A 21460-nucleotide genomic window follows, 5' to 3' on the forward strand; every position below is an offset into this window, starting at 1 on the left:
CATGACCACTTTGCACAGCACCCCTCGCGCCGACGGCTTCTACATGCCCGCCGAGTGGGCGACGCAGACCCAGACCTGGATGATCTGGCCCGAGCGCCCGGACAACTGGCGCCTGGGCGGCAAGCCGGCGCAAGCCGCACACGTAGCGGTGGCCAAGGCCATCGCCCGCTTCGAACCGGTGACCGTGGCAGTGTCCGCGGCCCAGTATGAAAACGCCCGGGCCCGCCTGGACGTGCCGAATATCCGCCTGGTGGAGATGTCCAGCGACGACGCCTGGGTCCGCGATACCGGCCCGACCTTCGTCATCAACGACCAGGGCGAAGTCCGTGGCGTGAACTGGGATTTCAACGCCTGGGGCGGTTTCGACGGCGGCCTGTATGCGCCGTGGAACCGTGACTCGCAGGTGGGCGGCAAGATCCTCGAGATCGAGCGCAGTCCGCGTTACCGTACCGAGGGCTTCGTGCTCGAAGGCGGCTCGATTCACGTCGACGGCGAAGGCACGGTGATCACCACCGAGGAATGCCTGCTCAACCGCAATCGCAACCCGCACATGAACCGTGCCGAGATCGAAGCGGTGCTCAGCGCCAACCTGGCTGTGGATAAAGTCATCTGGCTGCCGGATGGCCTGTACAACGACGAAACCGACGGCCATGTGGATAACTTCTGCTGCTACGTGCGTCCGGGCGAAGTACTGCTGGCCTGGACCGACGACCCGCAGGACCCGAACTACCCGCGCTGCCAGGCGGCGCTGAAAGTGCTGCAAGACAGCACCGACGCCAAGGGTCGCCCGTTCACGGTGCACAAGATGCCGATTCCCGGACCGCTGTACGCCACCGAAGAAGAGTGCGCGGGCGTCGACCCGGTGGATGGCACCCAGGAGCGTAATCCGTCGGTGCGCCTGGCCGGTTCCTATGTGAACTTCCTGATCGTCAACGGCGGCATCATTGCTCCGAGTTTCGACGATCCGCTGGATGCCCAGGCCAAGGAAATCCTGCAGAACCTGTTTCCGCAACACGAAGTGGTGATGGTGCCGGGTCGCGAGTTGTTACTGGGGGGCGGAAATATCCATTGCCTTACCCAGCAGCAACCGGCGCCGCACAAGGTTTGAGTGTTGTTGTAACAGCCCGTGACGCCTGATTGACGGGCGGTTACATGGATCCAATCCGACGTCGCCCGGCAAGCCCGCAGCCCTGATGGACTGCGGGTTTTTTTGGATCCGGAAGCTGGCAATTACGGGACCTTGGCATAGCTCTTGTATCTCTCGCGAGGTCAATCCGAGGCCGGTGGAACTGCGATGTTCTGTCATAAACCTTGGATAAGTTAGCCGCTTACAAACCGGGAGAGAGCGCTGGAAATGAATAGGGTCAGCGAGCGGACTTCCGCAATAAATAGCGAGTCGCTTCAGGTTCTGGCGCAATGGTTGAAGTGCAATGGAACGCGACAGGTCCGGGAAACCGACCCGCGCCGGATGATCCTCGATCGTTACCCTGCTGGTTTGTTCAGCGAGGCCGAACTCGAAGCACTATGGGATGTGCTGGAAGGATAAGCAAACAACGGATTGGTAAAAGCGCTGCCCGGATGGCAGCGCTTTTTTTGCGTAGGTTTTGTCGCAGGCGCTCGGTTGGCCCTCGCTTGCCGGTGATGGGAGCGTCGCGGTTTGCCTGATGCACCGCGTTATCGTTCATCGCGAGCAAGCTTCGCTCCTACAGGATTGGGAGGCTTTTGTAGGAGCGAGGCTTGCCCGCGATAAGCACAAAGCGGTCTGGCCGAGGCGCCGCGTATCCGCTTAAAAGCTGTAGGTGCCGGTTACCACCAGGCTGCGTGGATCGCCGAACTGGATCTGCCCGGCGCTGGTGGCCGAGGAGTAATAGGTGCGGTCGCTGATGTTGTTCAGCGCGGCCCGCAGGTCCCAGTCCTTCTGCCGGAAACCGGCCAGGGCGTCCCAGCGGCCGTAGCCCGGAAGCATCACGGTGTTGGCGTTGTCGGCATAACGATCGCCGACCAGGGTCAGGCCGGTCTCGGCGTACCAGCCCATTTCCGGCTTCCAGGTCACGAACAGGCTGCCATTGCGCTTGGCCACGTTGTTCACCCGGTTGCCCTCGTCACCGTTGTTGCTCTTGACCACCGTCGCGTCCTGCAGGCCGATGCCGCCGCGGATCGACCAGTTGCCGACGATCTTGCCGGCGGCGGTCAGTTCCACGCCGCGGGAGCGCTGCAGGCCGGTCAGCAGGATCACGTTCGGGTCTTCCACGCTGCGGCTGCGACGGTTGTAGAGTTCCAGCTCATAGACCGCGAGCGTGGTGCTGAAGCGGTCGTCGAGCCAGTCGCTCTTGACCCCGATTTCCTTCTGCCGGGTGCGCTCGGGGCTCAGGTCGTTGCTGTTGCCGTTGGCATTGGGGGTGATGCCGATCAGGCCACCGCCGACCGGCGAGAAGCTCTTGCTCCAGGAGGCGTAGAAGGAGTGGTTCTCCAGCGGGGTCCAGACCACGCCCAGGCGCGGGCTGGTGCTGTGGCTGTCGCGGTCGTCCTTGATATCCAGCAGTTTGTTGTGGGTCTCGACGTTGAAGTTGTCGTAGCGCAGGCCCGCGAGCACTTGCCACTGATCGTTCAGGCGCAACTGGTCCTGGACATACACGGCGCGGCTTTCCACCTCGCTGTGGTTGTAGCTGGACGCCACCATTTTCCCGGTATGCCGCATGTTTTTATCCGGGTTGAACGGGGCCAGGGACGGCACGGCCTGGCCACCGGCGCTGACCGCCGCTGCGGTATAGAGCTTCGGATCGCGTCGCTGGCTGCCCAGCTCGACACCCGTCAGCACCCGGTGCTCGAGGCCGAAGGTATCGAAGGTGCCTTCGACTTCGAGGTTGTTGTAGAGGTTGCGGGTGTTCAGGTCCTGCTGCCAGCGCTGGCGGTTCACCCGCTTGGTGCGGCTGTCGTAGCCGGTCTGGTAGGTGTTGTCGAAATCGCTGTTGAGCTTGAACAGGCTCAGGGTATGGCGCAGTTGCCAGTTGTCGTTCAGCTCGTAGCTGAGCTTGGAACGCAGCGACTGGGACTTGTCGTCGATGTAGTCGCGCTGGTCGCCGTACGTGGTGTCGCGACTTACGTCCGCCGGACGCCCGTCGATCCCCGGGATGCCGCGGTCCGGCGTGCGGTTGTAGCGACTGTACTCGTACTGCACCAGCCAGTTCAGGTCCGGCGTCAGTTGCCAGCTCATGGACGGCGCGAACAGCTGGCGACTGCCGCTGACGCCGTCGCGGAAGCTGTTGTTGTCCTGGTTGCCCATGTTCAGGCGCAGGCTGATGTTCTCGCTGGGGTCGGCGCTGAGGTCGGCATACAGGCTGCGCAGGTCTTCGCTGCCGCCTTTGACTTCGACGCTGGAGTGGCGGCCGAACTGCGGCAGCTTGCTCACCCGGTTGACGATCCCGCCCTGGCTGCCACGGCCGTAAAGCACCGCCGCCGGGCCCTTGAGCACCTCGATGCGCTCGATGTTGTGCAGGTCGCGCACGTACTGGCTGTCGTCACGGACGCCGTCGAGGTAGAAGTCGTTGCTGGCGTCGAAACCGCGAATACGCAGGCTGTCGAAGCGGGTGTCGGCGCCGCTGCTGACGTTGGGAATGCCGCTCAGGGCCGTGCCCAGGTCGTTGATGCCGTAGTCCAGCACGTTGCTGGTCTTCACCGAGTCGATGGCTTGCGGCACGTAGCGCACCGGCGTGGCGGTGCGGGTCGCGGTGCTGACTTCCTTGACCCGTGGGTCGTCGGCATCGACTTCCGCGCTGATGGCGGTAGCCGGCAGGGTGGTCGGGGCGGCGCAGGTGAAACCGGCCGTCAGCGAGGCGCAAAAGCCAAGGGTGAGGGGAGTCAGGCGGAAGGGGGCAGGCATGGAAAAACGCATCCAGAAGGGGAAAGAAACAGTCGGCGCGAATGGTAATGCTTGCTATTTACTTCCGTTAATTATTCTTGAAAAGTTCCCTGGGCGGATTGTTTCAATTTGTGTCTTGATTGAGATGAAGTGGATACACGGCCGATTCGACCGATTCCCGAAACAGACTAAAAGCCATTCCAGCGTTTTTCGCCGTGGGCCACAGGCATAGTCTGCCGCCATCGAATTTATCGGCCTTTGTCCCGGAGCCTTGCATGTCGGCAGCGACCCTTCATTACATCTACGATCCTTTGTGCGGCTGGTGCTACGGCGCCAAACCGCTGGTGCAGGCGGCCCAGGCAGTGCTGCCGGTGGTGGCCCATGGCGGCGGCATGATGACCGGGCGCAACTGCCAGCAGGTTTCGCCGCAACTGCGCGACTACGTCATGCCCCATGACCGGCGTATTGCCGAATACACCGGGCAGCCGTTCGGCGAGGCTTACTTCGAAGGTTTGCTGCGCGACTATTCGGCGTTGTTCGATTCGGCCCCGCCGATTGCCGCGGTACTGGCGGCGCAGGCGCTCGCCGGGCGCGGCCTGGAGTTGCTCGGGCGCTTGCAGACGGCCCACTACGTCGAAGGGCGCCGCATCGCCGATGTCGATGTTCTGTTGGAACTCGCCGAAGGCCTGGGCTTTGAGCGCGGCGAGTTCGAGGAAGCCTTCGAGTACGCCGCGGCGAACAGCTTGAACGAGCACATCAAGGCCAGCCGTGCCTTGTTGGCCCGGGTCGGTGGCCAGGGTTTTCCGACCCTGGTGCTGGAGCAGGACGGTCAGTTCAGGCTGCTCGATATCAGCCCCTGGCTGGGCAAGCCGCAGGCGTTCGCCGCCTGGCTGAGCGAAGCCTTCGGTTCGCCAGAGGTCGAGCTTTCACCTAGCCTGCAGGCCTGTGGCCTGAACGGTTGCGCCCTTTGAACCCCCACTTAATTTGCGGAGTCGCCCATGGATAACCTGGCACTGATCAAAAGCACCTACGAAGGCGCCAACTCCCAGGAGAACGCGAAAAACACCGCCGCCGCCCTGGCTGCGGATGCGCGCTGGACCGAAGCAGCAGGTTTTCCCTATGCCGGCACCTACGTCGGCTTCGATGCCGTGGTGGAGAATGTCTTCAAGCGCCTGGCCACCGAGTGGGAGGGGTTTGCCTTCACTGTCGAGAACTATGTGGCCCAGGGCGACAAGGTGTTCGCCTACGGCAACTACAGCGGCGTCTATAAAGCCACGGGCAAACCGCTGAATGCCCGCGTGGCCCATTTGTGGACGTTGAAAGATGGCAAGGTCACGCACTTCGAACAGTTCGTCGACAGCCATACCGTGCAACTGGCCATCAAGGATCGTTAAGTTCTTAGACGATTTTTGCCTATTTTCAGACGATTCTTGAAATTGACACACTGTTCAGGGCGCGGATAGGATTCGCGCCAACGCCTGTGGCCAACGGCCATGACCTTCCAATAATAAAAGGCCCACCGCGATTTTTCGTGGGTGGGTCTTTTTGTTCTGGCCTGAAAAAAGAGCGCTTAAGCGCCGTTTCCAAGGAGCACCACAGCGCGTCATCAACCCGTAATAAGGAAAATAAAATGTTGAACAAGCGGATCGGTCTGATCGCACTGGGGATTCTGAGCAGTACTCAAGTTATGGCTAACGACCAGGCTGAGTCCAAGGGTTTTGTCGAAGACAGCAGCCTGAAAATCCTGCTGCGCAACGCCTACATCAATCGCGACAAGAAAAACGGTAACGATGACCAGCGCGAGTGGGGTCAAGCGGCCATCGGTACCTTCTCGTCGGGCTTCACCCAAGGCACCGTGGGCGTGGGCGTCGATGCCTTCGGCCTGTACGGCCTGCGCCTGGATAAAGGCAGCCACAGCGGCGGCCAGGGCATCGACTTCTTCAAGCCAAGCGAAGGCGGTAACAAGAGCCCGGCAGGCGACCTGGCCAAGGCCGGCGCCGCGGTCAAATTCCGCCTGTCCAACACCGTCCTGACCTACGGTGACCAGATGCCGGCCCTGCCGGTACTGAGTTACGACAATGGTCGTCTGCTGCCGGAAAGCTACACCGGTACCCTGATCACCTCCAAAGAGATCAAGGGCCTGGAGCTGAACGCCGGTCGTTTCACCGCCGAGTCGCGTAAAAGCGCCGAAGGCCGTGACAGCGGTGGCCTGAAGTCGATCAACGTATTGGGCGGCAGCTACCAGTTCACCGAACAGTTCAAGGGCTCGCTGTACGCTTCCGACGTCGAAGACGTGCTGAAGAAGCAGTACGTGAACCTGAACTACGTGTTCCCGCTGGCCACCGACCAGTCCCTGACTTTCGACTTCAACGGCTACCGTACCAAGCTGGACAAGTCCTACGCTGAGCTCAAAGAAGCAGGCGGCCAGGACAACAAGATCTGGAGCCTGGCAGCCACCTACGCCACCGGCCCGCACTCGTTCACCCTGGCGCACCAGCGCAGCACCGGCGACAGCCACCTGGGCTATGCCTATGGCGGCTACCAGAAAGAGCAAAACCGCGTGGGCGATGGCGGCAACACCATCTACCTGGCGAACTCCTACTGGTCCGACTTCAACGCCGAAGACGAACGCAGCTGGCAGCTGGGCTACGGTCTGGACTTCGGCGCCTTCGGCGTACCGGGTCTGACCTACAACGTGGCTTACGTGCGTGGCGACAACATCACCACTGCCACCTCCTCCGGCGGCACCGAGCGCGAAATCTTCAACCAGTTCAAGTACGTGGTCCAGAGCGGCCCGGCCAAGGACCTGAGCGTCAAGGTGCGTAGCTCGATCCTGCGTGTATCGCAGAAATCCAGCGACTACAACGACAGCGGTAACGAACTGCGTGTGTTCGTCGACTACCCGATCAACGTGTTCTGATAAACACCTGATCGCAGCCTGATACTGGGCCGGCCATAGAAAAAGCCCCGACTGGTTCGGGGCTTTTTTGTGGGTGTTGCCCCGTCCAGCACCGCGGCTCCCTGTAGCCGCTGCCGCCGGGCTGCGATCGGGCGCGAAGCGCCCGTTGAGGATTTGGGGCCGCTTTGATTTGTCAGGTCACTCAGGGCTGTTGCGCCTGAAAGCTCTGCAGATAAGCCAGCAGATTATCGATCTTCTCCTGATCGCTCAGTCCCCAGAAAATCATCCGCGTACCGGGCACCACGGCCTTTGGGTCTTCCAGGTAGGCCACCAGCTTGTCGCGGGTCCAGACGATGCCGGAGGACTTCATCGCGTCGGAGTAGTGATAGTCCGCCACGCTCCCCGCGGTGCGCCCGAAAATGCCATTGAGCTGCGGTCCGAAAGAGCTGCGCACCGAAGGCCCGATATTGTGGCAGCCACCGCAGATGCGCTTGAACAGCTTGCCACCGGCCTCGGCATCGCCCAGCGCTTCTGCCTGGGCGTGGAGCGACGGCAGGCTGAGCATCAGGGTCAAGGTCAGGGCAAAGGTGTTTTTCATGTTCGGCTCCGGATCGGGTGTGGCTTGTGGCAAAAACGGGGGGCTATTTGAGCATGGCGGGCGGCCTTTCGGGAAAAGGGGGGTTACGAGTCCGAGGAAAGATTGGTTGCTGAAGCCATTTCGCCCGGTGTTTTGAGAAAAGCCTTAAATCCTTCTGAATACCCCGGTCGTTAGCATTCAGGCTCATTCCGCTTGCAGGAAATAGCCATGACTTTTGTGATCAGGGAGGGAGACCCGACCACGACGGGAGGTCGGGTTCTCGTAGGGTCGACGACTACGGTTGTGGAGTACCGTAAGGCCGCAAGAATCAGCGATCCGGTGTGGTGTCCTCAATGCAACAGCATGGGGTTTATCGCCGAAGGCAATCCGACTTTTATCGTCGAGGGTGTTGCAGTAGCGACCCATGGCCATGCTGTGCAATGCGGATGCCCTCCTGGCAGCAATCGGCTGATCGCCACTCAAAGTACGGTAATGGCTGCCGAGGAAGGTAGCGTGACCATCGCTCCTGAGTTTGCAGCAAAGGCGCAGGCGGCCACGCATGCCTGGGCACAGGCAATCAGCGATGGTTCTTACAAAAGCGAATTCACTCGGGATATTCCAAGTCAAGGACTGACCGGGTTGACCAGTGCTGAGCCGTTGTCAGCTGCGCCGACAACGCTTCAGGGTGTCGAGCCTGGGTTTCATATTGTGCAAAGCGTTATCCCTCGCTCAGAGCTTGAAGCGCTCCTGTTCGAACAGCCAAGTGCCGCTGTGCTTAACAAGTTCCGCACCTTGAACCCTCAGCTATCGAGCTACGCAAAACCGGGGCAACTGATTGTCTTGAGCGATCCAAAGAACCATCAGTGCACCCGAGAAGAGGCATTGCTGATGGAAGCTGCCAATAAGGTGAACAGCGCGCTTGGATCGATGAGTGATGATGAGGCGACCTTTATGGTCCGTCATCGAGCGGAAATCGAATCGTTCTTGACCGAAGGTTCGGGGGCGATCGGCATCGGCGAAGTCATGTTCTCCAAGCATCTGGAAAACGTGAAAAGCACCTTGGGGCAACTGGAGCAGTTGCACCAGCGTACGTTCCAGCAACATGGCAGGTTGCAGACCCCGGAGTTTTTTGCAGAACGAAAGCGTTTGATGTCTCAACTGGATAACAGCCTGGGCCCGCTTGTGCGTAAAGGCGTAGGTATACCTGAGCACCCAAAACTGAAAAATGCCCTGGGGATCTCCAGTCGTAGTCTGGTCCATCACTGGAGCAAAGCCGGAGTGCCTGGAAATATTCCGGGTTATGCGACCCACATTAATGGCGTAGCCAAGGCCAGCAAATACATCAAACTCGGGGGCTGGGTTGGTATTGGGCTTGGGGCATCTGCTTCGGCACTGAAAGTACGAGAGGCATGTCAAATTGGCAGGGAGCAGGACTGCCGCAAGGTTCGGTTTACCGAGGGTGGGAAATTCTCCGGCAGGCTCGCTGGTGGCGCTGTTGGTAGTCCGATAGGCGGTGCTGTATGTGTTGCCCTCAGCGCCACTGGTATTGGTGGCTTGCTGTGTGGTGTGGTCATGGTAGGTTTGGGCTCTGTTGCCGGAGGTGCTGTTGGCGAGAGCCTTGGAGAGGGAGCGGGAGAGAAAGTGTATGAATGGAGTGAATAGGGATGTTTGATGCTGAAGATGTTTTTTTCATCTTTGTGATTGCGAACTTCATCTTGGCATTTTTGTTTATCGGGATGCAGTTGTACTTCGCCTATTTCCGGATGAACGAAATACTCAGCAGCTTGAGCAACTCACGGGGGATCCAGTCGCGACGCTCTGTCATGGGGACAGATCCCTTTACTCGCTTCTTCATGCTGATCAGTGTCGGCGGCATGCTGACCTTCTACAAGCGTTCGCTGAAAGGCGGTGATCTGGATGCCGAGGACTACAAAAATTTCCCAGGCCCGCTGCGTCGAATGATAACGCTCTCGTACGTGGCTGCACTTTCTGGGGGAACGCTGCTGTTTGTTCTTTGGGGGATTGGTAAACACATGGGGTGGCTCAAATAGTTCGGCTGACATGCGCTGCTATCTAATCAGGCATTAGTCCGGCTGCTGGCTTGTCATGGGTACAGGAGAAGCGCTGAAAACATGCAGTAAGGGTTCAAAGCAAAACAGGGTATGGCCCGAAAACAACAAAGCCCTCGCATCGCCGCGAGGGCTTTTTTCTGAGTCGAAAACAGCCCCTGACCCGCCCGTCCTATATGTGGCCCGGCGGCGCAGGTCCGACGGGGCGCACTATACTTTTCAGAAGATTTGCCCCGGGGATAGAGGCAATGTTCCAGCAGGCTTGGGAGGAGGGTTAGGCATCGGTGTGGCGCTGCGGTTGGGCGACGTTGCGTTTGCATGGCCACAGAACAACCGGCACAGGAAGACGAGAAAATGGCGATAGCAATCATCCTGGTTCTAGTCGTTGTCGCTTCGGTGCTGTTTCACCTGCTTGCTCCCTGGCACATGACGCCGGCTGCCTCCAACTGGGGGTCGATAGACACCACGCTGCTGATCACCCTGGTCATCACCGGAATCTTTTTCATCGCCATCACGCTGTTCATGGCCATCGCCGTGATTCGCTTCCGTCATCGCGAAGGTGCCCGGGCGCACTACCAGCCGGAAAGCCGGAAGCTGGAAGGGTGGCTGGTCATCCTCACTTCATTGGGCATCATCGGCATGCTCGCGCCTGGCCTGGTGGTCTACAACGATTTTGTCCAGGTGCCGCAAGAGGCTACCCAGCTCGAAGTGGTTGCCCAGCAGTGGCAGTGGGCGTTTCGCTTTCCCGGGCGTGACGGAAAACTCGGCAAGGCGGATGTCAAATGGATCGATCCCGGCAATCCCTTCGGTCTTGATCGCAATGACCCTGCCGGGCAGGACGATGTACTGATCATGAACAATGAAGTACGCCTGCCCATCGATCGGCCGGTAAAAGTCCTGCTGCGGGCAAAGGATGTACTGCACGATTTCTATATTCCGCAGATGCGCGCGAAGATGGACATGGTGCCGGGCATGGTGTCCCACTTCTGGTTCACCCCGACCCGGCTCGGCAAGTTTGAAGTGCTGTGCGCCGAGTACTGTGGCCTGGGCCACTACAACATGCGCGGCCATCTGGTCGTCGAGGAGCAGGGCGCTTTCGACCAATGGTTCGCCAGCCAGCCGACCTTTGCCCAGACGCTGACGAACGTCGCCACGCCGAGCCGGGACAGCCTGCTGGAAAAAGGCCGCCAACTGGTGGAAAGCCATGGCTGCCGCGCCTGCCATAGCCAGGACGGCAGCACCAGCCTGGGCCCGGGCTGGAAGGACCTGTACGGCCGCTCGGAGCAGTTGGCCGATGGCACCCGCGTCCAGGTCGACGAAGCCTACCTCAAGGAGTCGATTCTCGAGCCGCAGGCCAGGCTGGTCCAGGGCTATCCGCCGGTCATGGTGGCCTATACTTTCAGTCAAGATGAACTGGCCGCCGTGGTGGCTTTCATCAAGTCGCTGAGTGCTGTGGGGCAGAAAGAACAAGGCCCTGCAGACGCACAGAATGAGCTGGCGGCGCAGGGACAGCGGCTGGCCGAATCGCTGGGTTGCCTGGCCTGCCACAGCGTCGATGGCAGCCAGGGTATCGGCCCGGGCTGGCAGGGTTTGTACGGCAAGACGGAAACCCTGGCCGATGGTTCTCAGATCAAGGTCGATGAGGGCTACCTGAAGGATTCCGTGCGCCAACCCGGCGCTGCGATCGTCAAGGGTTACGCCGCGGTGATGCCGACCTTTACCCCCAATGACAAGGAACTGGACGCCCTGATCGCCTTCATCAAGTCGAAAGCTGCTGTCGACGCGGATGCCGGCAAGGTGGAATCGGGCAAGTCGCCGTAACTAGCCGGAAATGCTCCGAAACTTACCGGAGGATGACCTGATGGCTTATGTCGAGCATGCAGAAACAGAAGTCCTGCACGAACCGAAGAGCTTCTTCACGCGCTATATCTGGAGCCAGGACCACAAGGTCATCGCCATCCAGTATTCCTTGACGGCGATTTCCGTGGGGCTCGTCGCCCTGGTGCTGTCCGGCCTGATGCGCATGCAGATCGGCTTTCCCGGCAGCCTCGAGTTCATGGACGCCAGCACCTATTACCAGGCGATGACCCTGCACGGCATGATCATGGTCATCTACCTGCTGACGGCCCTGTTCCTGGGCGGCTTCGGCAACTATCTGATTCCGCTGATGATTGGCGCCCGGGACATGGTCTTCCCCTACGTCAACATGCTGAGCTTCTGGTTCTACCTGCTCTCGGTCCTGGTGCTGCTTTCCAGCTTCTTCGTCCCGGGCGGGCCCACCGGGGCGGGCTGGACACTCTATCCGCCGCAATCCATCACCCAGGGCACCCCGGGGACCGAATGGGGCATCGTGTTGATGCTGGTATCGCTGGCGATCTTCATCGTCGCCGCCACCATGGGCGGGCTGAACTATGTGACCACGGTGCTGCAGGCACGCACCCGCGGCATGACGCTGTTTCGCATGCCGCTGTCCGTCTGGGGCATCTTCATGGCCTCGATCCTGGCCCTGCTGGCCTTTCCGGCCTTGTTCGTCAGCGCGGTGATGATGCTGTTCGACAGGCTGCTGGGCACAAGCTTCTTCATGCCGGCGGTGATCTCCATGGGGCAGCAGCTCGCGCATCAGGGTGGCAGCCCGATCCTGTTCCAGCATCTGTTCTGGTTCTTCGGCCATCCGGAGGTCTACATCGTCGCCCTGCCGGCGTTCGGCCTGGTCTCCGACCTGATCAGCACCCACGCGCGCAAGAACATCTTCGGTTACCGCATGATGGTGTGGGCCATCATTGCCATCGGCGTGCTGAGCTTCGTGGTCTGGGCGCACCATATGTACGTCAGCGGGATGAACCCGTACTTCGGCTTCTTTTTCGCCGCCACCACCTTGATCATCGCCGTGCCGACCGCGCTGAAAGTCTACAACTGGGTGCTGACCCTGTGGCATGGCGACATCCACCTGACGGTGCCGATGCTGTTCGCCCTGGCCTTTATCGTCACCTTCCTGGTCGGTGGCCTCACCGGGTTGTTTCTCGGCAACGTGATTGTGGATATCCCGCTGTCGGACACCTACTTCGTGGTGGCTCACTTCCATATGGTCATGGGGGTCGCACCGATACTGGTGATATTTGGCGCCATCTACCACTGGTTTCCGAAGATCACCGGGCGCCTGATGAACGACACCCTGGGCAAGCTGCATTTCTGGATAACTTTCCTGGGTACTTACTGCATCTACTTCCCCATGCACTACCTGGGGCTGTTGGGCATGCCTCGGCGCTATTACGCCTGGCAGAACTACGACTTCATCCCGCAATCGGCGCAGCAGCTGAATGCGTTCATCACCGTTGTCGCGCTGACGGTCGGGGTATGCCAGCTGTTGTTCCTCTTCAACCTGGCCTGGAGTGCCTTCAAAGGCAAGCCGGCAGGCCCGAACCCATGGGGGGCGGCCAGCCTGGAATGGCAGACGCCGGACACCCCGCCCGTACATGGCAACTGGGGGCCGGAGCTGCCGGTGGTGCACCGTTGGGCCTATGACTACAGCGTGCCCGGGATAGAGCAGGACTTCGTGCCACAGACGGTTTCTGCCCAGGAGCTGGAGCAGATGAGGCAGCACAGCACAGAAGCCAGGATCGCGGGCGAAAGACCATGAACGGGCCGCTATTGAAAAATACCGAAAGCGCCGGCGGCCGTTGGAGCCAGCCCCCCGACCACTCTCGGGGACCGGCAGGCCTGGACAGGGATAAAGCCGCAAAAGTGGGCCTGCGCATGTTCCTGGCGGTGGTGACCTCGCTGTTCCTGCTGTTCCTGCTGGCCTTCATCGCGCGTTCGCAAATGGCGGACTGGCAGCCTCTGACCGAGCCCCTGGCGCCGCTGGCCAGTACCCGGCAACTCTGGCTGAACACGCTCCTGCTGGTGCTGGGCAGTATCAGCCTGCAGTGGGCGCGGCTGGCCGCCCGGCGGGATGCATTGAACGGGGCCACCCTCGGCTTCGCCTTGGGCGGTGTCTTTGCGATCGCCTTTCTTGGGGGGCAACTTTGGGTCTGGAAGCAGTTCGTCGACTGGGGCTATTTCGTCTCCGCCAATCCGGCCAACAGCTTTTTCTATCTGCTGACCGGTGTACACGGGTTGCACCTGCTGGGAGGCCTGGTGGCCTGGGGCAGAGTCGGCGCCAGGTTCCTGCGACGCGTTCCGCTGTCGCAACTGGCGCCCAGCGTGGAGCTCTGCGCGATCTATTGGCACTACCTGCTGGGGCTGTGGATCGTCCTCTTCTTCCTGCTGACCAGCACGCCGGAAACCTATCAAGCCATCGCCGCATTCTGCGGCCTGAGGTGAAGCCATGGCATTGCCCTCAGCAACCCCTCCGGAAGATCCCGTCCCGCCCCCACCCGATACGCTGGTAGCGGGGTGGAAGAGCATCGCCACCGATTGGGCCTCGGATCAGGATGTGTTCAAGCGGGTGCCCTGGGGCAAGGCGATGATGTGGATCTTCCTGCTCAGCGACACCTTCATCTTCACCTGCTTCCTGACCGGCTACATGTCGGTGCGCATCAGTGCCACCGTCCCCTGGCCGAACCCCAGCGAAGTGTTCGCCCTGACCATCGGCGGCGTTGAAATCCCCCTGATCCTGATCGCCATCATGACCTTCGTGCTGATCAGCAGCAGCGGCACCATGGCCATGGCCGTGAACTTCGCCTATCGCCGTGTACGCGGCAAATGCGCGGCCCTGATGCTGGCGACCGCCGCTTTCGGTGCGACCTTCGTCAGCATGCAGGCGTTCGAGTGGAGCAAGCTCATCGCCGAAGGCGTGCGCCCCTGGTCGAATCCCATGGGCGCGGCGCAGTTCGGCGCCAGCTTTTTCATGATTACCGGTTTCCACGGGCTGCATGTATCGGTCGGCGTCATCTACCTGTGCATCGTCGCCTTCAAGGTATTGCGCGGAGACTACGAGCGCTCCGGCAACTATCAGATCGTCGAGATCGCCGGGTTGTACTGGCACTTCGTGGACCTGGTGTGGGTATTTATCTTCGCTTTCTTCTACTTATGGTGAGCCCGCAGAGGAGTACCGGCGATGGCACATGCACAAGGTCAACAGCATCCACTGAGCCTGTACCTGAAGATCTGGGGGCTGCTGTTCGTACTCAGTACCCTGTCCTACCTGGTCGACTACTTTCACTTCCAGGGCTACTTCAGGTGGTCGCTGATCCTGGTCCTCATGTTGTTGAAGGCCGGCCTGATCGTTTCCATCTTCATGCACATGGCCTGGGAGCGCCTGGCGATGGTCTACGCCATCCTCGTCCCGCCGTTGTGCCTGCTGGTGCTGGTTGGCCTGATGGCCGCCGAGGCGGACTACGTGTTTTCCACCCGGGGGATTTTCCTCGGGCAATGACCGGCTTCCGCCTCCGGCGTTCAAGCGCCGCAGCGTCCTATATCGTGCGCTTGAACTGATGCCATTTCTGCAGCCAGGCCACTATCCAGTGAGGCGCTGCTGCGCCGGTCCCGGCGACCTGCAGTTGTGGGTGATGGCTGATGACCTGATCCAGGATCGGCTCCTGAGCGGGTTCGACGTCCACGAAGAAAATGTGCTCGCCGTCCCTTACCGTCTTTTTCAAATTGCTGAAGTGGGCATTGGGCACCTGGATACCGAAGAAGCCGCCTTCCCAGATACAGAAGCCCAGGATCACGATCGCCAGGAAGATGAACGGCACCCAGCCTGCCGCGGACTCGGTCCAACCTGCCAGATAAGCACCGAGCAGTACCAATGCCGCGAGCGGTATGCCAATGACCGCGCCAATCTCGCCGGAGTGAACGACATCCTGCTTCATGAGTGAGTTCACATCATGCAGGTGATGCTGTTCCACATCCGCATCCCGGTCGCTGAGCACATGAATCTGCTCGGTACTGATGCCGCTGGCTTCCAGTTCGCTTTCAACGGTTTCCAGCTCGTCGAGATTATCGCTGATGTAAAAATGCCGGTTCATGAGTCACCTCCTACTTCATCGTCGCAGAGGCCCCCATTTTTTCTGCAGTCGTTATCTGAAATTCCAGAGCGTTTTCCTGTTGCTCTGGATAACACCGCACGCTGATCGCTAGCTAAAAAAGTATAGCATCGCCCCTGTCAACGCCTTGCTGGCCGGGGGCTGCGGGCACATAGGGCAATCTGAGGGGCGTGAGTCATTCTGTTCGAATTGGCCTGGTGAAGTGGGTATTAGCGGTTTGTTGCCCGTAGGAAATCTGGCAGCCCTTGTGCTTAAAGCCTGCCGAGCTTTTGTGCATGCCTTGTAGGGGACAAATGATTGGCCTTCCGGAGAAATTTCATCGGCATGGGGTTGTGTCGAAATACTGTATGTATATACAGTTATTTTGACTGGGATTCTATCCAGTCCAACTCAATGCAACATGTTTCCATGGAGAAAATTTATGAAGGGAAGCTTTATCCGTTTTGTGCTTTCGCTCGGCCTTGCTGCTGGGGCTGTTGGCGCAGCTCACGCTGATAGTTCGCCTGTTGGCTTATGGCGGATGTCGACGTTCACCATTCCAGGCGGAGCTGCGGCGACTGTTCAGACGGTTTGCTTAAAAGCCGATAACACGTGGTATTCCACAAGCGAGCCAAATTGGAACGGCAACTGGTTCAAGAACGAAAAAGATGTCCATTGGTATGGAAGTATTCCTATCTCCCAGATCGGTACCATTGCGAGCATGGCGATGGGTAAGCTGGACAGCCCTACCGCCATGACAGGCAATTATGCGGAGTGGACCGCCCCCGGTACTCCGCCCCTGTCTTTCGATAGGCATTTCACTTATTCGATGGTTTTTCTACAGGCTGACTGCCTGCCACCAAAGCAATGATCAGCAAGTTTGGGAGTAGCTAAAACTGGCGGCCTCTATAACTCTTTTGAATTGAGCTTTGGCGATAGAGCGCGATGCCTCATTTGGGCACGTTGATCAAGATGGATGCCGGCTTACTCGTATTGCAAGATCAGTTGTCCGCTCCCGGATAGCCGGACCGATGTGCGACGGAGCCACGATTATGTTTTGTATGAGCGGCAGGTGTGGATAACTCAAGAGCCGCTAGAACAATGTACGTCTGGTAGAAACAACAAAGCCCTCGCATCGTTGCGAGGGCTTTGTTCTGTAGAGTGCCACGCCGGGAGTCGAATCCAGACACTGCTTATGCAGTGTCTGCTTCAGCGCTCACCTGGCGATTTGTTACTTGCTCAGTTTGACCGCCAGCTGGGCCACGTACTGGCCTTGATGACGGGCGATCTCCAGTTCCCGGGCATCGGGCTGGCGCGAGCCGTCACCACCGGCAATGGTGGATGCGCCATAAGGCGTGCCACCGCCGACACTGGACGTATCGAACAAGGCTGGCGAGCTGTAACCGATGGGCACAATGATCATGCCGTGGTGAGCCAGGGTGGTCCACGTGGAGGTAATGGTCATCTCCTGGCCGCCGCCGGTACCTGTCGAGGTGAATACACTGGCGAGCTTGCCAACCAGGCCGCCCTTGGCCCACAACCCACCAGTCTGGTCGAGGAAGTTGCGCATCTGGCCCGACATATTGCCGAAGCGGGTCGGAGTACCCAGGATGATTGCGTCGTAGTCGCCCAGCTCACCTGGCGTGGCAACCGCAGCGCTCTGATCCACTTTGCCATGGGCAGCCTTGAAGGCTTCCGGGTCCATGGTCTCGGGTACGCGTTTGAGGGTGACTTCAACCCCGGGAACGCTCCGGGCACCTTCCGACACGCTCTGGGCCATTGTTTCGATATGACCGTACATCGAATGATAAAGAACCAATACCTTAGCCATGCGTACTTCCTCTTGAGGTGTGTCTTGAGCTGACTGACGGCCTGTTAAATAGGCGATCAGGTTAGTTATCCATCCCACTGTTTCACCCGCATCTGCGTGAGTCGTGGCGCATGATCGATCTAATTGGCTTCTGTGAATATGAGAAAATATCGAACGGGATGTTCGAAAAACCTGATCCTGGAAAGCAACAAAGGCCAACCCGAAGGTTGGCCTTTGACATACTGCGGATGGGTAGCAGAGAAAAACGTAATGACATGAAAGCCTCAGAATCGCCCACTGATCCCCAACAGTGGCCCCTTCTGGACAATGTCGTAGACAAAACCGTCATGGCGATAATTCACCCCCATGGCCCGGTAACCGGCCACCGCAGAAAAGCCCGGCCAGAACTCCCAGCCCGCCAGCGCGGCCAGGTCCCAGTCTTCCCGCGACTGGCCGGCGCCCGCCATGCCCCAGGATGACAACCAGAATCGCTCGTTCACGGCATAGTGCCCACGCAGCCCCGCCATGGCGTCGGCCCAGGTGGCCTTGTCGGACCCGGACAGGCCGCCAGCAGGTCCGCCGTGCAGGGTGATGGTGGTGCTGCTGTACCAGACCCGCACGCCGCCCGCGACGTCCAACCGATGATCGTCATCCCCCAACACCTGGTATCCGCCCCCCAGGAATCCCGAGGCCGTCTTGCTTTCCACCTCAAGCTTGGACGCCGGGGCGCCCGCTGGCAGACGGTTGCGGGTGTCGGTGTCGATGTACATCAGGTCGGCGAGTACGCTGTAGGGCCCGCGCCGCGCCTCGCCCATCAGCATCACCGACATATCGACGCTACGCGCGATGTCGGAGAAGTCGGATTTTATAAACTGGGTCCCGGTGCTGCGGTGGCCCACATGCCCACGGATACCGGCGCCCCATAGGTAAGGCCCGCCGTTGAACTGCCAGCCATCAGCGTCTGCCGCCATGGCCACCATCGGCAGACTGGAGCCCGCGGTCGTCAAGGCGCTGACCAGCAGCGCCAGGCGGGCCTGCTTGCACCGCAAAGGCGAGCGTGGGTTGTCACTGTGCATCATGGTGTTTCTCCGATCAGTGCTGGGTCAGCGAGAGCGCCACGCCCTCGGCCGCACAGTCCTCTGTAGGCTTCAGGCCCGCCTTTTGCGCAGCCTTGACCTCCTCCTTTGCGGCCGCCAGGTCCGCCAGGAACGTCGGATTGCCATGCAGGCTCGCCACCGTGGCGGCCCCCATGATGCGGCCTGCATCCACATCGCTCTGCCAGTGCGCATCGCAGATGACCCGGCTCTGGCCGTATGACAGGCCACGGGTCATCAATTCGGTGGCGCGTGCCGGATTGATCTCAGCCAATACCAGGCTCCAGGCCCAGCCCGCGGCAGAGTGGCCGGACGGCCAGGAACCATCCGTGCGCAGCAGTGGCTCCATGTCTTTGCGGCACGTGCTTTGGTTATGCACCACGAAAGGACGGGTACGGTTGTAGGCATTCTTCCCGGCGTAGGTGGAGCCGCCCGCATCGGTCAGGGTGCGCTGCATCAAGGTGTAAAGATGCGGTGTACTTTTCTCGGTGATCGGCGTGCCCAGCGCGCAGGAGAATGTTTTCGCCGGGCCAGGGAATGACAGCGCCGCATCCGCTGCCGCGAGTTTCTCCCGAACGGTGCCACGCAGCGCCAGCGCCGCACGCCGTGCTTCCTCATCCCGCGCCAGCGCCGCGGAGTCTGGTTTGGGCGGGGCACCGAGCAGCGCCAGGCGCACTGGCAGGTCAGCCGGGTCCAGATAGCCTGGAGCCAGCTTGAAGTGAGGGTCTGTGACCTGGGTGGCGGCATCTTCGGCGAGCAGCAGTCCCGAGCCGAATAGGCCGGCCAGGGACACGGTCATCCCCAACTGCTTAGGTAGTTTTTTCATCGATCATTCCCTTATCTGTATCGGATGGCGCCGGTGTTACCGGTTTATCAAAACCGGTATAGAGCGTTCAGATAGGCACCGGCACCGACCTTCTCACCCGTCAGCGGGCTGTCGCGGGCGTCGGCGACCAGGGCGTAGGTCTTGATGCCGCCTTCCAGTGCCAGCTGTGGCTGCCATTGCCAGGTGAGGCCCAGCTTCAAGGTCACGTCGCGCATCCCGCCACCCGGGCGGTATTCATCGAACCGGGTGCGCGCGGCTTGCTGGGCCGTGACGCCGAAGCGCGCCATCATGTCGTTCTCATTGCTCCAGGTGCCGTACAGCGTCGAGTCCAGGGTCAAGCTCGAAGACAGTGGGTATGCCGTGGCGACCCCGGCTTCCAGGTACGCCGTGCGCCCCAGGCTTTCGCCACCGTAATGGCGGTTCTGGCTCGATTGCAGGCCGCGCACGAACAGGCGGCCGGCCGGCAGGATCCAGTACGCTTCCGCCCCGACCAGGGCGGTGCTGTCCAGGTTGCCCATGCCCCGCAGGTAGTCATCACGGCCGTCCAGGGTATGAATGCGTTCCTTGCGTCCCGGGTCATAACCGATCAACAAGGCCACTCCGAAAGGAGCCAGCCCCGGCAAGTCCCAACGCAGCCCGTCCGGGAAGGCCGCGGTAAAGGTGCCCCAGTCCTGGGTAGGCAAGAGCGCCTTCAGTTTCAGCGACGGGAACGCGGCGTAGTGTGAAGAGCCTTGGTACAACGGGCCAACGGCAACTCCGCCGCCTACCGTCACGGATGGAGCGCCGTTTGAATCGTCAATGGCTGCATGGGCAGGCAACACCAGCGTCAATGCGAGGGCTGCACCCATGATGAACATCTGCGGGTGTCTAGAAGAATTTGAATGGTCTTTGCTTGTCATTGTTTAGTTCCTTTGGTGTGAACTCTGTAGTTCAGAGCCATCCCTGACTTAATAAGCCATATCAAACTTGGTAAACGTGCGTTTAACGCTACTAAGGCGTCTGCCAATTGATCTAAATAACCAGTCGTTATTTGAATGATTGAACTTATAGAACGACGGGCTGCGGCTGTGGAAAACGCCATTGGCCATTTAGTATTTCGTTGCTTGGCTGATAAAGCCTGACCGTATAGTTCCAACCAGGCATAACGGGCAGGCAATTAGTGATCTTTGCGTCACAACCACCGAACTGAATGACAATTGAGCCATCATCGCTTTTCTTGGCAGTGAGGTTATTCAACGAGTAAGTGTCATATGGGTTTTTCTGAAAGTATCCCTCTGCGTTGTAAACACTCACAGACCAGAAACTGCGGACCGGAACCTGTCCAACTTTGAGACGGTAAACGGTTTTCCCATCGTTCTGCGGCATCACACCGCCGAGGTAGATGGCGTCCTTGCTCGGATTTCCGCCCCACCCCGTCGCGGTTCCGATCAGGTGCTGGATCGGATCGACGCTACCTTTAGGGCCAAAGGACTGGTTGTAGTTGGGGATTGTCGAACCCAGGACAGCCAGGGCATCACGCATCTTTTTCTGGCTCGCCTGATCCCACTTCGGTACTACGAACTCCCCTGGCTTGGCCTGGCTGACCTTGATTGCGTCCTGCAACTCATGCACCTGCTCAAGGTCTTCGCGATCCGTGGGATCGAAGAAAATGCGCACAGCGACAAACACATAGCGTGTGCCGATATCCTCTTTCGTCAGCGTATGGCGACCGGCACCGTAAATGACGGCGGGTACGTAGTGATCTTCGTTGACCATTTGCATCGACATGAACCGCTCACCGGCCTCAGGCAATGTGATCGTGACTGGACCGGCATCGAGATCGAACACCGCTGATGAGTAGAGGGTGTCCCGATTCATTCGGACGACATTCTGAGCGTCGATAGGAACCGGTTCACGGTTATGAACAAACTGACCAAAGCCTCCACTCGTCACCGTTTTGCCCATGTACAGGTCGGACTCGGCACGAACAAAGTTATCGACACCCACCAGCGTCGCCGCGGCAGGGGATGACTGCGCGTTTGCACTGGCAAAAGTTGCCAGCGTCAGGGCGACGATGCAGGCCGTGGATGAGTAGGACATTTAAACCTCTTGATCTTATAAGAAGTGATTCCCTTCCCCGGCTTCAGGCTTTTCTTGTGCATGGATCGCTTGCTGCAGTGCTTGCTGGGGTTGGCATTACCTTTTAAAACTGTATAAGAACGCCTCGATGGAAACTTGCCATTTGATGCCAAAAGGCCAAGCCATTACTTACCGATCAGCTTGCCGGCGGCGCTCGTACAGAAATGGCTGCTCAGATCAGGACGGCAAGCCCTATCCTGATAGTTCGAGGCTATTGGAAGGCTTAGCCCGAAGTGGGCCGAAGG

At 59.6% G+C, this 21460-nt stretch carries 22 protein-coding genes; 14 read left to right on the plus strand and 8 right to left on the minus strand.

Translation table 11 applies throughout. From position 1 onward, the window contains the following. Position 1 precedes the first annotated feature (1 nt). Both aguA and AC07Y9_RS26350 read left to right on the plus strand, forming a co-directional pair. The gene (aguA, locus tag AC07Y9_RS26345) at positions 2-1108 is read left to right on the plus strand and encodes an agmatine deiminase (RefSeq protein ID WP_102679871.1); all 1107 of its coding nucleotides are present in this window, start codon (positions 2-4) and stop codon (positions 1106-1108) included. Positions 1109-1354: 246 nt separating this feature from the next. Then, positions 1355-1546 (plus strand): hypothetical protein, encoded by a 192-nt coding sequence (locus tag AC07Y9_RS26350; RefSeq protein ID WP_009041729.1) that lies wholly within the window; start codon positions 1355-1357, stop codon positions 1544-1546. 240 nt (positions 1547-1786) lie between these two features. Here the strand turns inward: AC07Y9_RS26350 and AC07Y9_RS26355 are convergent, their stop codons facing one another. Continuing rightward, positions 1787-3880 (minus strand): TonB-dependent receptor, encoded by a 2094-nt coding sequence (locus tag AC07Y9_RS26355; RefSeq protein ID WP_102679870.1) that lies wholly within the window; start codon positions 3878-3880, stop codon positions 1787-1789. Here AC07Y9_RS26355 and AC07Y9_RS26360 point away from each other — a divergent pair. The 4 genes from AC07Y9_RS26360 to AC07Y9_RS26375 all read left to right on the plus strand — a co-directional run bounded on the left by AC07Y9_RS26360 (position 3879) and on the right by AC07Y9_RS26375 (position 6779). After that, the gene (locus AC07Y9_RS26360; RefSeq protein WP_146021761.1) at positions 3879-4091 is read left to right on the plus strand and encodes a hypothetical protein; all 213 of its coding nucleotides are present in this window, start codon (positions 3879-3881) and stop codon (positions 4089-4091) included. The genes AC07Y9_RS26355 and AC07Y9_RS26360 overlap by 2 nt on opposite strands. 43 nt (positions 4092-4134) lie before the next feature. After that, the gene (locus AC07Y9_RS26365) at positions 4135-4830 is read left to right on the plus strand and encodes a DsbA family protein (protein WP_053259286.1); all 696 of its coding nucleotides are present in this window, start codon (positions 4135-4137) and stop codon (positions 4828-4830) included. A gap of 27 nt (positions 4831-4857) precedes the next feature. After that, the gene (locus AC07Y9_RS26370; protein ID WP_007922537.1) at positions 4858-5253 is read left to right on the plus strand and encodes a nuclear transport factor 2 family protein; all 396 of its coding nucleotides are present in this window, start codon (positions 4858-4860) and stop codon (positions 5251-5253) included. A 236-nt stretch (positions 5254-5489) separates the two neighbouring features. Then, the gene (locus AC07Y9_RS26375; RefSeq protein ID WP_102679869.1) at positions 5490-6779 is read left to right on the plus strand and encodes an OprD family porin; all 1290 of its coding nucleotides are present in this window, start codon (positions 5490-5492) and stop codon (positions 6777-6779) included. Between the two features lie 181 nt (positions 6780-6960). On the opposite strand, the gene AC07Y9_RS26380 is transcribed toward AC07Y9_RS26375, so the two are convergent. Next, complete coding sequence (locus tag AC07Y9_RS26380; RefSeq protein WP_102679868.1) at positions 6961-7356, minus strand: c-type cytochrome; 396 nt, start codon at positions 7354-7356, stop codon at positions 6961-6963. A gap of 207 nt (positions 7357-7563) precedes the next feature. On the opposite strand from AC07Y9_RS26380, the gene AC07Y9_RS26385 reads away from it, so the two are divergent. From AC07Y9_RS26385 to AC07Y9_RS26415, 7 genes are all read left to right on the plus strand, one after another. Continuing rightward, entirely contained in the window at positions 7564-8997 is a 1434-nt protein-coding gene (locus tag AC07Y9_RS26385) for a PAAR domain-containing protein (RefSeq protein WP_102679867.1), read from the plus strand. A 2-nt stretch (positions 8998-8999) separates the two neighbouring features. Next, a complete protein-coding gene (locus tag AC07Y9_RS26390) occupies positions 9000-9386 on the plus strand; it encodes a hypothetical protein (protein WP_102679866.1) in 387 nt (128 codons plus the stop codon). 372 nt (positions 9387-9758) lie between these two features. After that, positions 9759-11225, plus strand: coding sequence for a cytochrome c oxidase subunit II (locus tag AC07Y9_RS26395; RefSeq protein ID WP_102679865.1), 1467 nt, complete (start codon positions 9759-9761; stop codon positions 11223-11225). Positions 11226-11265: 40 nt separating this feature from the next. Next, positions 11266-13041, plus strand: coding sequence for a cytochrome c oxidase subunit I (gene ctaD / locus AC07Y9_RS26400; protein WP_102679864.1), 1776 nt, complete (start codon positions 11266-11268; stop codon positions 13039-13041). Beyond that, positions 13038-13724 (plus strand): cytochrome c oxidase subunit 3, encoded by a 687-nt coding sequence (locus AC07Y9_RS26405; RefSeq protein WP_102679863.1) that lies wholly within the window; start codon positions 13038-13040, stop codon positions 13722-13724. Before ctaD ends, AC07Y9_RS26405 begins: the two co-directional genes overlap by 4 nt. A gap of 4 nt (positions 13725-13728) precedes the next feature. After that, positions 13729-14439 carry a heme-copper oxidase subunit III family protein gene (locus AC07Y9_RS26410; protein ID WP_102679862.1) on the plus strand — a complete coding sequence of 237 codons (711 nt, stop codon included), beginning with the start codon at positions 13729-13731 and terminating at the stop codon, positions 14437-14439. Between the two features lie 21 nt (positions 14440-14460). Beyond that, positions 14461-14778, plus strand: coding sequence for a cytochrome C oxidase subunit IV family protein (locus AC07Y9_RS26415; protein WP_007922565.1), 318 nt, complete (start codon positions 14461-14463; stop codon positions 14776-14778). A 37-nt stretch (positions 14779-14815) separates the two neighbouring features. Here AC07Y9_RS26415 and AC07Y9_RS26420 read toward each other — a convergent pair whose 3' ends face one another. Continuing rightward, positions 14816-15370 (minus strand): hypothetical protein, encoded by a 555-nt coding sequence (locus AC07Y9_RS26420; protein ID WP_053259294.1) that lies wholly within the window; start codon positions 15368-15370, stop codon positions 14816-14818. A 439-nt stretch (positions 15371-15809) separates the two neighbouring features. Between AC07Y9_RS26420 and AC07Y9_RS26425 the strand changes: the two genes are divergently transcribed. Next, complete coding sequence (locus AC07Y9_RS26425; RefSeq protein ID WP_087089649.1) at positions 15810-16238, plus strand: hypothetical protein; 429 nt, start codon at positions 15810-15812, stop codon at positions 16236-16238. Between the two features lie 360 nt (positions 16239-16598). Here the strand turns inward: AC07Y9_RS26425 and wrbA are convergent, their stop codons facing one another. From wrbA to AC07Y9_RS26450, 5 genes are all read right to left on the minus strand, one after another. Then, positions 16599-17198, minus strand: a complete 600-nt coding sequence (wrbA, locus tag AC07Y9_RS26430; protein WP_085533433.1) for an NAD(P)H:quinone oxidoreductase — start codon at positions 17196-17198, stop codon at positions 16599-16601. A 263-nt stretch (positions 17199-17461) separates the two neighbouring features. Then, positions 17462-18256: a hypothetical protein gene (locus AC07Y9_RS26435; protein ID WP_062823964.1), complete on the minus strand. Its 795-nt coding sequence runs from the start codon at positions 18254-18256 to the stop codon at positions 17462-17464. Between the two features lie 13 nt (positions 18257-18269). After that, on the minus strand, positions 18270-19097 hold the full coding sequence (locus tag AC07Y9_RS26440; RefSeq protein ID WP_102679861.1) for an acid phosphatase: 828 nt from the start codon (positions 19095-19097) through the stop codon (positions 18270-18272). A 47-nt stretch (positions 19098-19144) separates the two neighbouring features. Further along, positions 19145-19996 (minus strand): MipA/OmpV family protein, encoded by an 852-nt coding sequence (locus AC07Y9_RS26445; RefSeq protein WP_102679860.1) that lies wholly within the window; start codon positions 19994-19996, stop codon positions 19145-19147. Positions 19997-20141: 145 nt separating this feature from the next. Beyond that, a complete protein-coding gene (locus AC07Y9_RS26450; protein WP_102679859.1) occupies positions 20142-21176 on the minus strand; it encodes a DUF1254 domain-containing protein in 1035 nt (344 codons plus the stop codon). Positions 21177-21460: the final 284 nt, after the last annotated feature.

This window comes from Pseudomonas sp. GW456-L12, assembly GCF_059424045.1.